Origin of the sequence: Kitasatospora saccharophila, assembly GCF_039529925.1 — a bacterium.
GTDB lineage: Bacteria > Actinomycetota > Actinomycetes > Streptomycetales > Streptomycetaceae > Kitasatospora > Kitasatospora saccharophila.
Window position 1 is genome coordinate 21337 of the sequence record NZ_BAAANS010000056.1, and the last position, 12918, is coordinate 34254.

Genomic DNA, 12918 nt, shown 5'->3' on the forward strand with positions numbered 1-12918 from the left:
CACGTGCCGGCCGGACGTGCTCAGACCCGGTCGAGCGGCCGGTGCGGCTCGGGCGGCAGCGTGACGGTGATGCCGTCGCCGGGGCGGATCTCGCCGCCGGAGCGGACCACGCCCATGATCCCGGCCTTGCGGACCACCGCCCCGGTCGCGTCCCGCCCCACCACCTGCTTGAGCAGGCCGTGCCGGAAGTTGTCGATCTGCGCGCACGGGTTGCGCAGCCCGGTCACCTCGACCTCGGCCGCGTCCCCGAAGCGCAGCACCGCGCCGACCGGCAGCCCCAGCAGGTCGACGCCCCGGGTGGTGACGTTCTCGCCCAACTGCCCCGGCTCGACGGTGAATCCGGCCTCCGCCAGTTCCTCGAACAGCTCGGCGTGCATCAGGTGCACCTGCCGCAGGTTCGGCTGGGACGGGTCCTGCGCGACCCGGGAGCGGTGCTTCACCGTCACCCCGGCGTGCACGTCCCCCTCGACCCCGAGGCCCTCCAGCAGCCGGATCCCCTCCCGGTTCGGCTTCGTGAACGAGTACTCCCCGTTGCTGCTGACCGCAACCACGCTCCCGGTCACCCGGACCACCTCTCGTCGCACTGATGTTCCGTGCACCCACCCTATACGCGGGGCCCGCCGGGGTCAGGGGGTGGGGAGCAGCCGGGTGCCCGGGGGCAGCGAGTCGGTGCGGTCGGCCTCCCGGAGGTAGGCGAGCAGCGTCTCGCGGAACGCGCCCGCGGCGCGGGTGAGCGGCAGGTCGCGGCCGTGGGCGAGGGCGATGGTGCGGCCGAGGCCGGGCGGGGCGAAGGGGGTGCTGGGCAGCGCGGCGCTGGCGGCGACCATGCCGGGGACGACCGCGGGGCCCAGTCCGGCCCGGACGGCGGCCAGCACGGCGTCCATCTCGCCGCCCTCGACCGCGTACGAGGGCTCGAACCCGGCCGCCCGGCAGGCCGCCAGGGTGGTCTCGCGGACGTCGTAGCCCTCGCGGAACATCACCAGGTCCCGGCCGCGCAGGTCGGTGATCCGGGCCCGGCGGCGGGGGAGCGGGGCCGCCGAGACCAGCACCAGGTCCTCGTGCAGCAGCGGGGTGACGGCCAGCGGGTCGGTGGCGGCGGAGGCGGGGGTGATGACCAGCGCGAGGTCCAGCTGCCCGGCCTCCAGGTCGCGGACCAGGTCGCGCGAGCCGCCCTCGGTGAGCCGCAGGTCCACCCCGGGGTGCCGGGCCCGGTAGCTGCCCAGCACCTGCGGGACGAGGCTGGCGCACAGCGAGGGCGGCGCGCCGAAGCGGACCCGGCCGCGGCGCAGCTGCACCGTCTCGGCGACGGCCCGCCGGGCGCTGTCCGCGTCGGCCAGGATCCGGCGGGCCAGCGGCAGCAGGGCCTGGCCGGCGTCGGTCAGGGCCGTCCCGGAGCGCGAGCGGTGGAACAGCTCGGCGCCCAACTCCCGTTCCAGGGCGCGGACCTGTTGGGAGAGCGAGGGCTGCGAGACGTGGCTCAGCTCGGCGGCCCGGGTGAAGTGCCGGGCGTCGGCGACCGCGACGAAGTAGGCGAGCTGCTGCAACTGCACACCAGCCATCATAGGCAGTGCCTATCGTGATCAGCGCTTCCATGTCTTGGACACCTGTGACACGCCCGGCTTACGGTCATGGTCATGGCTCCTGCTACCCGGACGAACCGGACGAACCGGACCCCCGCCCCCGGCCGGCACCCGTCCTCCCTGGCGTCGCTGTGGCGCAGCTCGGTCGGCAAGAAGGCGGTGATGGCGGTCAGCGGCCTGCTGATGCTGGCCTACCTGGTCGCCCACATGCTCGGCAACCTCAAGGTGTTCTTCGGCCCGGACGACATCAACGGCTACGCGCACTGGCTGCGCACCATCGGCGAGCCGTTCCTGCACCACGGCTGGTTCCTCTGGCTGGCCCGGCTGGTCCTGCTGGCGGCGGTGGTCGCCCACGGCACCGCCGCCTACCAGCTCTCCCGCCGGGACGTGCGGGCCCGCCCGGTGAAGTACGTGCACCGGCGGCAGCGGGCGACGTACGCGACCCGGACGATGCGCTGGGGCGGGGTGATCCTCGGCCTGTTCGTCGTCTGGCACATCCTCGACCTGACCACCCTCACGGTGAACCCGGCCGCCGAGGAGGGCCACCCGTACCAGAACATCGTCGCCTCGTTCTCGACCTGGTACTCGGGCGCGATCTACTGCCTGGCGATGCTGGCGCTCGGCCTGCACGTGCGGCACGGGTTCTGGAGCGCCGCGCAGACCCTCGGCGCCAACGACCCGCGCCGGGACCGGGCGTTGAAGCTCGCCGCGAACGGGCTGGCGCTGCTGCTGACCGCCGGGTTCCTGTCGGTGCCGGTGGCCGTGATGGCCGGACTGGTCCGATGAACCCCCAACACCCCACCGGGAGCACGGCAATGAGCTACCTCGACTACACCCTCGGCGCGCCGGTCGCCGACACCGCCGCCCCGGACGGGCCGATCGAACAGCGGTGGGAGCGGCGGCGGTTCGAGGCCAAGCTGGTCAACCCGGCCAACCGCCGCAAGCACACCGTGATCGTGGTCGGCACCGGCCTGGCCGGCGGCGCGGCCGGCGCGACGCTGGCCGAACAGGGCTACCACGTCGTCCAGTTCTGCTTCCAGGACTCCCCGCGGCGCGCTCACTCGATCGCCGCCCAGGGCGGCATCAACGCGGCCAAGAACTACCGCAACGACGGCGACTCGGTGCGCCGGCTGTTCTACGACACCGTCAAGGGCGGCGACTTCCGGGCCCGCGAGTCCAACGTGCACCGCCTGGCCGAGGTCTCGGTGGAGATCATCGACCAGTGCGTGGCCCAGGGCGTCCCGTTCGCCCGCGAGTACGGCGGCCTGCTCGACACCCGCTCCTTCGGCGGCGTCCAGGTCTCCCGCACCTTCTACGCCCGCGGCCAGACCGGCCAGCAGCTGCTGCTCGGCGCCTACCAGGCGCTGTCCCGGCAGATCGCCGCCGGGAACGTCGAGATGCACCCGCGCACCGAGATGCTCGACCTGCTGGTGGTCGACGGCCGGGCCCGCGGCATCGTCGCCCGCGACCTGGTCACCGGCGAGATCCGCTCGTACACCGCGGACGCCGTGGTGCTCGCCACCGGCGGCTACGGCAACGTCTTCTACCTCTCCACCAACGCCAAGAACTCCAACGCGACGGCGATCTGGCGGGCCCACCGGCGCGGCGCCCTGTTCGCCAACCCGTGCTTCACCCAGATCCACCCCACCTGCATCCCGCGCTCCGGCGACCACCAGTCCAAGCTGACCCTGATGAGCGAGTCGCTGCGCAACGACGGCCGGATCTGGGTCCCGAAGGCGAAGGGCGACACCCGCCCGCCCGCGCGGATCCCCGAGGACGAGCGGGACTACTACCTGGAGCGGATCTACCCGGCGTTCGGCAACCTGGTGCCCCGAGACATCGCCTCCCGGGCCGCCAAGGTGGTCTGCGACGAGGGCCGCGGCGTCGGCCCCGGCGGGCAGGGCGTCTACCTGGACTTCGCCGACGCGATCGCCCGGCTCGGCCGGGACGCCGTCGAGGCCAAGTACGGCAACCTGTTCGAGATGTACCAGCGGATCACCGCCGAGGACCCGTACACCGTCCCGATGCGGATCTACCCGGCGATCCACTACACGATGGGCGGCCTCTGGGTCGACTACGACCTGCAGACCACGATCCCGGGCCTGTTCGCGATCGGCGAGGCCAACTTCTCCGACCACGGCGCCAACCGGCTCGGCGCCAGCGCCCTGATGCAGGGCCTCGCCGACGGCTACTTCGTGCTGCCGCCCACCCTCAACGACTACCTGGGCCGCACCAAGCTCGCCGCCGTCCCCGCCGACCACCCCGAACTCGCCGCCGTGGAGGCCGAGTCCGCCGACCGGCTGAACCTGATCCTGGCCGTCGACGGCGACCGCACCCCCGACTCCTTCCACCGCGAACTCGGCGAACTCCTCTGGGAGGAGTGCGGAATGGCCCGCGACGAGGCCGGACTGCGCCGCGCGCTGGCCCGGATCCCGGAGATCCGCGCGGAGTTCTGGCGCCGGATCAAGGTGCCCGGCACCGGCGAGGAGCTCAACCAGGCGCTGGAGAAGGCCAACCGGCTGGTCGACTACTTCGAACTCGCCGAACTCATGTGCCTGGACGCTCTGCACCGCGCCGAGTCCTGCGGCGGCCACTTCCGCACCGAGTCCGCCACCCCCGACGGCGAAGCCGCCCGCCGCGACGAGGAGTTCGGCTACGCCGCCGCCTGGGAGTTCACCGGCACCGGCGAGGCCCCCGTCCTGCACCGGGAAGAGCTCGCCTTCGAGCACGTCCACCCCACCCAGCGGAGCTACGCGTGAACCTCACCCTGCGCATCTGGCGCCAGCAAGGCCCGGACACTCCGGGCGAGATGACCGAGTACCGGGTCTCCGGAATCAGCGAGGACATGTCCTTCCTGGAGATGCTCGACACCCTCAACGAGGAACTGATCCTGCGCGGCGAACGCCCGGTCGCCTTCGACCACGACTGCCGCGAGGGCATCTGCGGCGCCTGCGGCATGGTCATCAACGGCCAGGCCCACGGCCCCGAACGCACCACCACCTGCCAGCTGCACATGCGGCACTTCGCCGACGGCGACACCATCGACGTCGAACCCTGGCGGGCCGGCGCCTTCCCCGTCGTCCGCGACCTGGTGGTGGACCGCTCCGCCCTCGACCGGATCATCGGCTCCGGCGGCTACGTCACCGCCCCCACCGGCTCCGCCCCCGAGGCGCACGCCACCCCCGTCCCCAAGGAGGCCGCCGACCTGGCCTTCGAGCACGCCGAGTGCATCGGCTGCGGGGCCTGCGTCGCCGCCTGCCCCAACGGCTCCGCGATGCTGTTCACCGCCGCCAAGGTCGTCCACCTCAACGTGCTCCCGCAGGGCGCCCCCGAACGGGCCTCCCGGGTGCGGAACATGGTGGAGACCATGGACGCGGAGGGCTTCGGCGGCTGCACCAACACCGGCGAGTGCGCCACCGCCTGCCCCAAGGGCATCCCGCTGACCGGCATCTCCCGCCTCAACCGCGAGTTCCTGCGGAGCTGACCGGCCCGGACCCGCCCGCCCGCTCCGCCCGCTCCGCCGTACCGCCCCTCCCCGCCGGTCAGATGTCGCGCGGGGAGGGCAGCGGCAGCGGCCCCGGCCCCTTGACGGTCCGGATGGTCGGCGCGGTCTCCACGTGCTGCACCCCGGACAGCGCCGCCACCCGGGTGGTCAGGTAGGTGTACAGCTCCCGCGCGCCGCGGGTGATCACCACCGCGTGCAGGTTGCTCGGGCCGGTCGTCGCACAGGCGTACGCCACCTCCGGATGGGCGGCCAACGCCTCACCGGCCGCGGCGAGTTCGGACGGCACCACGTTCAGCCACAGGCAGGTGTGGCTGCGCAGTCCGAAGATCCGCCAGTCCACGTCCAGGTCGAAGTAGAGCGCGCCGGACGAGGTCAGCTCCTCCAGTCGGCGGCGCACCGTGCTCTCCGACTTCCCGCAGGCGGCGGCCAGTTCGGCCAGCGGCGCCCGCCCGTCCACCGCCAGCACGCCCAGCAGGCGGCGGTCCGTCGCGTCCAACTCCGGTACGGGGGAGTCGGATCCGGCCGTCTCCGGCCCGTCCGGGGCGAGCGCCGCGACCTGTTCGGCGCTCAGCGCACCGGACTTGGCCACCAGGCTCTGCGCCCCGCCGAAGAAGGTGTGCAGCACGCAGTGCGCGGCCACGCTCAGCACGCTCGGCGTGCGCGGCAGGTGCTGGAGCAGCAGCGAGTGGTCCGCGCGCTCCGGCGGGGTCCGGGTCGTGCAGGAGATCTCCGTCCCGCCCGAGTTCAGCGACACCCACACGGTGTCCTCCCGGCGGGCCAGCGCGGCGGCCACCGCCCCCGCCGAGTCCGGCGCGCAGCGCACCCGCAACTGCCAGCGCGCCTCGCCCAGCCGCTCCGGATCGGTCAACCCCAGCACCCGGACCGCCCCCGCCCCGCGCAGCCGCCCGTACCGGCGCGCCACCGTCTGGTCGGACACCCCCAGCACCGCCGCCAGCCGGCTGAACGCCGCCCGCGGCGCCAACTGCAGCGCGTGCACCAGCTGCCGGTCGATCAGATCGTACGTGTCGGATCCCACCGCACCAGGGTAACCGGTGTCGGAAAGCACCGGAAGCGGCGCACTGGCTAGGGGAAAGCCGCACCCCGGCCCGAAAGTACCGGGAGAACGAGCGACCCCGCCCCGGAAGGACGACCCGTCCCGTGCGCAAGTGGACACCCCTGACGGCCATCTGCCTCGGCGCGTTCATGCTGCTGGTCGACACCAGCATCGTGAACACCGCGCTGCCCGAGATGTCCGAGGACCTGCACTCCACCTTCACCGCCCTGCAGTGGGTGGTCGACGTGTACGCCCTCACCCTCGCCGCCCTGCTGACGGCCTTCGGCTCGCTCGGCGACCGCCTCGGCCACCGCCGCCTCTACCTGGCCGGCCTCGCCGTCTTCGGCCTCGCCTCGCTGGCCTGCGCGCTCGCCCCCGGCGCCGGCACCCTGATCGCCGCCCGCGCCGTCCAGGGCATCGGCGCCGCCGCCATGATGACCTCCACCACCGCCCTACTGAACGCCGCCTACCGGGGCCGCGACCGGGGCACCGCGTTCGGTGTCTGGGGCGCCGTCAACGGCGCCGCGGCCGCCGCCGGACCGGTGCTCGGCGGGCTGCTCACCCAGCAGTTCGGCTGGCGCTCGGTCTTCCTGGTCAACCTGCCGATCGCCGCCCTGACCGGCTGGCTCACCCTCCGCCACCTCGCCGCCGACCCGGCCCGGACCGCCCGCCCCGCCGGACGCTTCGACCTGCCCGGCGCCACCGCGTTCACGCTGTTCGCCGCCACCCTCACCTACGGCCTGATCGAGAGCGGCGAACGCGGCTGGAGCGACCCGCTGGTGCTCGCCGTCCTGGCCGCCGCCGCGCTCGCCCTCGCCGTCTTCACCGCCGTCGAACTGCGCACCGCCCACCCCCTGCTGGACCTCGGCCTGCTGCGCAACCCCGCCTTCGCCGGGCTCGCCGCCGCCGGACTGCTGCTCACCGCCGCCGCCTTCGCCCAGCTCACCTACACCGGCCTGTGGCTCCAACAGGTCCTCCACCTCGGCCCGTTGAGCGCCGGACTCGCCGTCTGCCCGCTCGCCGCCGCCGCCTTCGTCACCGCCCCGCTCGGCACCCGACTGCTGCGCGGCGCACCCCCGCGGCTGCCGATCGGCCTCGGCCTGGCCCTGATCGGCACCGGCACCCTGCTGCTCGCCCTGGTCTCGCCCGGCTCCGGCTGGACGGTCCTGCTGCCCGGCCTGCTGGTCACCGGCACCGGCGTCGGCCTGGCCACCCCGCAGATGATGTCCGCGGCCCTCGCCACCGTCCCGCGCGAACGCGCCGGCATGGCCTCCGGCGCCTTCAACACCGCCCGCCAGCTCGGCTTCGCCCTGGGCATCGCCGTCCTCGGCACCGTCTTCCAGAACACCCTGCGCGACCGGGGCGGCGCCGACCCCCGCCACGCCCACGCCGCCGCCCTCGACCGGGTCTACCTGACCGCCGGCGCGGCCGGCCTGGTCGCCGCCCTCCTGGTCGTCCTCCTGGTCCGCCGCCCGGCGGCACCCGAAACCGCGCCGGAATCCGCACCCGCGCCCGAAACCGCGCCCGAACCCGGATCCGGGCCCGCCCTGGTCAAGGACCGCTCCCCGCAGCCGTCCTGACCCGCCCGCCCGCGGTCACGCCCGCCCCGCCGACGCCAGGCCGCACGCGGGCGGTGCGGACGGCGCGGACGGCGTGGGCCGGGCGGGCGGCCGGGGCGCGGCGGGGAGGACCTCGAAGACGGTGTCGGTCTCGGTCACCTCCAGCAGCCGGGCGACCACCGGGCGTGGGGCGGCGAGGCAGAGCACCGTCCCGGCCCCCGCCGCGGCGGTCCGGGCGCGCAGCAGCTGGTTCAGGCAGGACGAGGAGCAGAAGCGCAGTTCGGAGCAGTCGACGACGAGCGTCTCGGGCGCGGGCCGGACGGCCAGCGCCCGGTGCAGGGCGGCGGCGAGGACGTGCTCGGTGTCGCGGTCGGCGTCGCCGCGCAGCGCGAGGACCACGGTGCCCGGCGGTGCGGGGCGCCGGTCGGCGGTGAGGACGGTGTCCATGATCGGAGTCCTTCCGGCAGGGGAGTCCGGTGGTGTCCTGTTTCGACCCTGCTCCTGCCGAGGCCGGTACACAACCCCGGGAACGGAGCGACCCGCCCCGGGACCGCCCGGAGAACGGAACCGGAGCCGCCCCGGCGCCCGGGTACCACCGGCGCCCGTTAGCGTTCGGGCCCGGCTGGAAAGACGCGTGGGTGGCGTGCGCGGGCGCGCCGCGCAGGCGTCGAGGCAGGAGGTGGCAACCATGGGCCCCGGGGACGGCGAGAACCACTGGCACTTCCGGTTCGGGCCCGGCGGAGTCAGGTCGGTCGGACCCGGCCTGGGCTGCGTGCGCGACGTGCTGGCCGCCCTGCCCGGCGCCGGTGGCGGCGACGGCGGTGACGGCGGTGACGGGGCGAGCCGGCGGCGGGACGACGTGCTGCTGGTGGCCTGCGAACTGCTGGCCAACGCCTGCGACCACGCCCCGGGCGTGACCTGCCTGGACGTCGACCTGGCCGACGGCCACCTGACCGTCGCGGTCACCGACGGGGCGCTCACCCGCCCCGTGCCCGCGCCCTGGCGCCCCGGACAGCCCCACGGCCACGGCCTGCACGTGGTCGAGCGGATCTCCACCCGGTGGGGCGTCTCCCCGTTCCCCGGCGGCAAGACCGTGTGGGCCGCCCTCCCCGCGCCCTGAACCCCACCGTCCGCCCGTCCGCCCGTCCGCCCGTCCGCCCGTCTGCCCGTCTGCCCGTCCGTCCGCCCGGCCGGCCGTCAGCGGATCTCGTGGCCCGGATGCTCCAGGTCGTACGCCGCCCGGGCCTCGGCGATGGCGCCGCGGTGCGCGAGCGACCAGTCGGCGAGCGCCTTCACCAGGTGGGTCAGCCCGGCTCCCGTCCCGGTCAGCCGGTAGTCGACCTGGGCCGGGACGGTGGGGTACACGGTGCGCCGCACCAGGCCGTCGCGTTCGAGCCGGCGGACGGTCAGCGTCAGCATCCGCTGCGAGATGCCCTCGACGGCGCGCTGCAACTCGCGGAACCGCCGCGGCCCGCCGGCGAGTTCGACCACTACCAGCACCGACCACTTGTCGCCGATCCGGTCCAGCACGTCCCGGATCCCGCAGTCGGGGTGGTCGTGCCGCCCGCAGGGGTCGAGGTCCGCGGGGGTGGTTACCGCCGTGTGCGTGAGTGACACCGAACTGCCTCCTTGTGGCCCGTGAGCACCCGATCGAGGATCGAGCCTGGTTACCGAAGAGAACCACGACGGAAGGCGGCGAACGGCATGATCCTGGTGACGGGAGCGAACGGGAACCTCGGCTCGGCGATCCTCACGGCCCTGCGAACCCGCGGCAGCACCGCGACCGGAGGCAGCCGCACCCCGGGGGAGGGCACCCGGCGCCTCGACTTCGACGACCCCGCCGGACTCGACCTCACCGGCGTCTCCACCCTGGTCCTGGTCTCCGCGGGCTACGCCGAGGACGACCGGGTGATCGCCCGGCACGCGGCTGTCCTGGCCGCGGCCGCCCGCGACGGCGTCGGCCACGTCGTCTACACCAGCCTCACCACGGCCGGCGACCACCTCGCCTTCGCCGCCGCGCACCGCGCCACCGAACGCCTGCTGCGCACCGGCGCGCTGCCCTGGACGATCCTGCGCAACGGCCTGTACGCCGAACTGTTCGGCGCCCTGCTGAGCTGGAGCGGCGACGGCCTGGAGTCCCCGTTCGGCGACGGCGCCCTGGCCGCCGTCGCCCGGGCGGACCTCGCCGACGCCGCGGCGACCGTCGCGGCCGACCCGGTCCCGCACCGCGGCCGGACCCTCGACCTGGTCGGCCCGCCCGTCACCGCCGACCGGGTCGCCGCCCGGCTCGGCGTCCCGCACCGCGGCATCGGCCTGGACGAGTACCGGCGCCGCCTGCTGGACGAGACCCCCGGCCTCCTCCCGTTCCAGCCGCCCATGCTCGCCTCGATCGCCACCGGCGTCCGCCACGGCTTCCTGGCCGGCACCACCCCCGACCTCGCCGACCTGCTCGGCCGCCCCGCCCGCGACCCGCTGGCCGTCGCCGCCGCCACCGCGGCCGCCGCCCGCCCGACGGTCGCGGCGAGCTGACGGACGGCGCACCCGGTGCCGGCCACGCGCCGGTCACGGCGGTGCACGACACCAACGGCTAGGCGACGTCCGGCCGGGTCATCAGCGGTGCGCGCAGGTGCAGTTCCAGCCGGGGGCCGGTCAGCGGCGGGGTGCTCCACCGGGCCGTCGCCGTTCCCGCCGCCGGGTCGACGGTCAGCCGGACGCGGTGCGGAGTGGTGATCACGTACAGGTCGGCGAGGAAACGGCCGTCCTGCCAGGCCCCGGCGGCGACCACCGGGCGGCCGAGCGGGGCGCTCTCCCGCCAGGTGCCGTGGCCCACCTCCAGGTCGAGGACGGCCCCGGTGCCGGGGAGCGGTCCGAGCCGGACCCGCCAGCCGCCGTCGACCGGTGCGACGGCGACCGCCGTCCCGGACGGCAGCGCCGACTCCCCGGCGGTGGCGTCCAGCTCCGCGCGGGCCGCCCGGCCCGGTCCGGCGGTGCCCGGCACCGGCCGGAGCGACAGCCGCCGCAGCCGCTCGGCCAGCGCCGCGTCGTCCGCCGCGTCGTCCGCCGCGCCGTCCGCCCGGCCGAGACCGGGCAGCAGGCACTCCCACAGGGCGTCGAACACCGCCTGGGACTCGCCCTGCGCGGTCACGGCCACCACCAGCTCGTGCCCGGGGACCACCACGCACTGCTGCCCGTAGGCGCCGTGGCCGTGGTAGCCGTGCCGGGAGCGCCAGAACTGGTAGCCGTAGCCGCAGGAGAAGTCCGGGTCCCTCGCGCCGCTGACGAACGACTCGGAGGCGACGTGCCGACGCGTCGCGCGCTCGACCCAGGCGCGCGGGACGAGCTGCCGCCCGCCCCAGCGGCCGCCGCGCAGCAGCAGCTCGCCGAAGGCCGCCACCGCCTCGGTGGTCAGGTGCAGCCCGTGGAAGCCGAACGCGGCGCCGCTGCCCACCCGGTCCCACTCGGCGTGGTCGACGCCCATCGGCCCGAACAGCCGCTCGTCGAGGAACTCCGGCAGGCCGCGCCCGGTGACCCGCTCCACGATCCGGGCCAGCAGGAAGGTGGTCGCGTTGTCGTAGACGTGCCGGGTCCCCTCGGGCGCGTCGAACGGCAGGCCGAGGAAGCCCCGCACCAGGTCGCCCGGCTCCCGCGCCCACGCCTCCTCCAGGCTGTCCGCGGCGTGCCCGGCGGTCATCGTCAGCAGGTGGTGCACGGTGATCCGGCGTGCCTGCGCCGAGGCCCCGGCCGGCACCCGCTCCGGCAGCAGGTCCGCCACCCGGTCCGCCGGCGACAGCAGGCCGTCGGCGACCGCGAGGCCCACCGCCACCGAGGTGAACGACTTCGTCAACGAGTAGAGCAGGTGCGGCCGCCCGGCCGAGTAGGGCGCCCACCAGCCCTCCGCGACGACCCGCCCCCGGTGCACCACCAGCAGCGAGTGGCACTCGACGGGCAGCTCCGCCAGCCGGTCCAGCAGCGCCCCCACCGCCCGGGACGAGAGCCCGGTGGCGGACGGCGCCGAACGCGGCAGCAGGAGGCGCTGAGCAGACATTCCGAACTCCCCCGACGGGTGCGGGCCCCCGGGTGCGGGGCGGGCCGACCCGCGCATGCTACGGACGGCCCGGGCCGGGCTCCACGGCTTTTCCGCGGACCGCCGCCGTCAGTCCCGCTTGCGGGCCCGGCTCGGCCGCACCCGGGACGGCTCGCCCGGCATCTTCGGGAAGTCCGGCGGGTAGGGCAGGTCACCCGCGCCCTGGGCCGCGTACAGCTCCAACACCCGTTCCAGCGAATCCCGTTGACCGTCCATCCCGGCGTGCACGTCGCCGAGCTCGGCGAACCGCCCGGGCAGCGTGCGCAGCGTGAAATCGGCGGGGGAGACCCGCTCCAGCTCCTCCCAGCGCAGCGGCGCGGAGGCGGTGGCCGACGGGCCGGCCCGCAGCGAGTACGGGGAGGCGATGGTGCGGTCGCGGGCCATCTGGTTGTAGTCGACGAAGATCCGCGCGCCGCGCTCCTCCTTCCACCAGGCGGTGGTGACCTCGCCGCCCGAGCGGTGCTCCAGCTCGCGGCCCAGCGCGATCACCGCGTGCCGGCACTCGGTGAACGTCCAGCGCGGCTCGACCGGCACGATCACGTGCAGGCCCCGGCCGCCGGACGTCTTGGGCCAGCCGGTCAGCCCGAACTCCGCCAGCAGCGGCCGCAGTTGCAGCGCGGCGCGGACGGCGGCGGAGAAGTCGGTGCCGGGCTGCGGGTCGAGGTCGATCCGCAGCTCGTCCGGGTGCTCGGTGTCGGCCCGGCGCACCGGCCACGGGTGGAAGGTCAGGCAGCCCAGGTTGGCCGCCCACAGCACCGCGGCCTCCTCGGTCGGGCACACCTCGTCGGCGGTGCGCCCGGACGGGAAGGCGATCCGCGCGGTCGGCAGCCAGTCCGGGACGTTCTTCGGGGCGCGCTTCTGGTAGAACGACTCGCCGTCCACCCCGTCCGGGAAGCGCTGCAGCGTGGTCGGCCGCTCGCGCAGCCCGCGCAGCACCCCGGGCGCGAGGGCCAGGTAGTACTCGGCGACGTCCCGCTTCGTGTACCCGGGCTCCGGGTAGTACACCTTGTCCGGGTTCGACAGCCGCACCGTCCGGCCGCCGACCTCCAGTTCCACCGCTGCTCCAGCCATGCCCCCACGCTAGGCACCCGGCCGCCCCGCCCCCGTCCCGCGACACGCCGGGGCGGACGCGACAC

General features: G+C 75.1%; 13 protein-coding genes. 6 read left to right on the plus strand and 7 right to left on the minus strand.

Annotated elements, in window-relative coordinates:
- Positions 1–20: 20 nt before the first annotated feature.
- Together ABD345_RS31305 and ABD345_RS31310 are read right to left on the minus strand one after the other, a co-directional pair.
- On the minus strand, positions 21–563 hold the full coding sequence (locus tag ABD345_RS31305) for an MOSC domain-containing protein (RefSeq protein WP_344557075.1): 543 nt from the start codon (positions 561–563) through the stop codon (positions 21–23).
- 63 nt (positions 564–626) lie between these two features.
- Positions 627–1550 carry a LysR family transcriptional regulator gene (locus ABD345_RS31310; protein ID WP_344557076.1) on the minus strand — a complete coding sequence of 308 codons (924 nt, stop codon included), beginning with the start codon at positions 1548–1550 and terminating at the stop codon, positions 627–629.
- An 84-nt stretch (positions 1551–1634) separates the two neighbouring features.
- On the opposite strand from ABD345_RS31310, the gene ABD345_RS31315 reads away from it, so the two are divergent.
- The 3 genes from ABD345_RS31315 to ABD345_RS31325 are packed head-to-tail and all read left to right on the plus strand — an operon-like array spanning position 1635 to position 5064.
- A complete protein-coding gene (locus ABD345_RS31315) occupies positions 1635–2366 on the plus strand; it encodes a succinate dehydrogenase cytochrome b subunit (RefSeq protein WP_344557078.1) in 732 nt (243 codons plus the stop codon).
- A gap of 29 nt (positions 2367–2395) precedes the next feature.
- On the plus strand, positions 2396–4339 hold the full coding sequence (locus ABD345_RS31320) for a fumarate reductase/succinate dehydrogenase flavoprotein subunit (RefSeq protein WP_344557080.1): 1944 nt from the start codon (positions 2396–2398) through the stop codon (positions 4337–4339).
- Entirely contained in the window at positions 4336–5064 is a 729-nt protein-coding gene (locus ABD345_RS31325; RefSeq protein ID WP_344557081.1) for a succinate dehydrogenase/fumarate reductase iron-sulfur subunit, read from the plus strand. The genes ABD345_RS31320 and ABD345_RS31325 overlap by 4 nt, the downstream gene beginning before the upstream one ends.
- 58 nt (positions 5065–5122) lie before the next feature.
- Here ABD345_RS31325 and ABD345_RS31330 read toward each other — a convergent pair whose 3' ends face one another.
- Entirely contained in the window at positions 5123–6121 is a 999-nt protein-coding gene (locus tag ABD345_RS31330; RefSeq protein ID WP_344557082.1) for an Lrp/AsnC family transcriptional regulator, read from the minus strand.
- A gap of 122 nt (positions 6122–6243) precedes the next feature.
- Between ABD345_RS31330 and ABD345_RS31335 the strand changes: the two genes are divergently transcribed.
- Positions 6244–7719, plus strand: a complete 1476-nt coding sequence (locus ABD345_RS31335; protein WP_344557084.1) for an MFS transporter — start codon at positions 6244–6246, stop codon at positions 7717–7719.
- 15 nt (positions 7720–7734) lie between these two features.
- On the opposite strand, the gene ABD345_RS31340 is transcribed toward ABD345_RS31335, so the two are convergent.
- Entirely contained in the window at positions 7735–8145 is a 411-nt protein-coding gene (locus ABD345_RS31340) for an STAS domain-containing protein (RefSeq protein ID WP_344557086.1), read from the minus strand.
- Positions 8146–8386: 241 nt separating this feature from the next.
- On the opposite strand from ABD345_RS31340, the gene ABD345_RS31345 reads away from it, so the two are divergent.
- Positions 8387–8818 (plus strand): ATP-binding protein, encoded by a 432-nt coding sequence (locus ABD345_RS31345; RefSeq protein ID WP_344557088.1) that lies wholly within the window; start codon positions 8387–8389, stop codon positions 8816–8818.
- A 77-nt stretch (positions 8819–8895) separates the two neighbouring features.
- Here ABD345_RS31345 and ABD345_RS31350 read toward each other — a convergent pair whose 3' ends face one another.
- Positions 8896–9315 carry a winged helix-turn-helix transcriptional regulator gene (locus tag ABD345_RS31350; protein ID WP_344557089.1) on the minus strand — a complete coding sequence of 140 codons (420 nt, stop codon included), beginning with the start codon at positions 9313–9315 and terminating at the stop codon, positions 8896–8898.
- An 87-nt stretch (positions 9316–9402) separates the two neighbouring features.
- Here ABD345_RS31350 and ABD345_RS31355 point away from each other — a divergent pair, with 87 nt between their 5' ends.
- Entirely contained in the window at positions 9403–10227 is an 825-nt protein-coding gene (locus tag ABD345_RS31355) for a Rossmann-fold NAD(P)-binding domain-containing protein (RefSeq protein WP_344557090.1), read from the plus strand.
- Between the two features lie 58 nt (positions 10228–10285).
- On the opposite strand, the gene ABD345_RS31360 is transcribed toward ABD345_RS31355, so the two are convergent.
- Positions 10286–11743 carry a serine hydrolase domain-containing protein gene (locus ABD345_RS31360; RefSeq protein WP_344557091.1) on the minus strand — a complete coding sequence of 486 codons (1458 nt, stop codon included), beginning with the start codon at positions 11741–11743 and terminating at the stop codon, positions 10286–10288.
- Positions 11744–11851: 108 nt separating this feature from the next.
- Positions 11852–12853: a non-homologous end-joining DNA ligase gene (gene ligD, locus ABD345_RS31365; RefSeq protein WP_344557092.1), complete on the minus strand. Its 1002-nt coding sequence runs from the start codon at positions 12851–12853 to the stop codon at positions 11852–11854.
- Positions 12854–12918 lie beyond the last annotated feature (65 nt).

Excerpts from the sequence above, each read along its gene's own strand:
- ABD345_RS31345 (WP_344557088.1), top strand. The coding sequence starts at position 8,387 with ATGGGCCCCGGGGACGGCGAGAACCACTGGCACTTCCGGTTCGGGCCC.
- ABD345_RS31315 (WP_344557078.1), top strand. The coding sequence starts at position 1,635 with ATGGCTCCTGCTACCCGGACGAACCGGACGAACCGGACCCCCGCCCCC.
- ligD (WP_344557092.1), bottom strand. The coding sequence starts at position 12,853 with ATGGCTGGAGCAGCGGTGGAACTGGAGGTCGGCGGCCGGACGGTGCGG.
- ABD345_RS31320 (WP_344557080.1), top strand. The coding sequence starts at position 2,396 with ATGAGCTACCTCGACTACACCCTCGGCGCGCCGGTCGCCGACACCGCC.
- ABD345_RS31340 (WP_344557086.1), bottom strand. The coding sequence starts at position 8,145 with ATGGACACCGTCCTCACCGCCGACCGGCGCCCCGCACCGCCGGGCACC.
- ABD345_RS31355 (WP_344557090.1), top strand. The coding sequence starts at position 9,403 with ATGATCCTGGTGACGGGAGCGAACGGGAACCTCGGCTCGGCGATCCTC.
- ABD345_RS31360 (WP_344557091.1), bottom strand. The coding sequence starts at position 11,743 with ATGTCTGCTCAGCGCCTCCTGCTGCCGCGTTCGGCGCCGTCCGCCACC.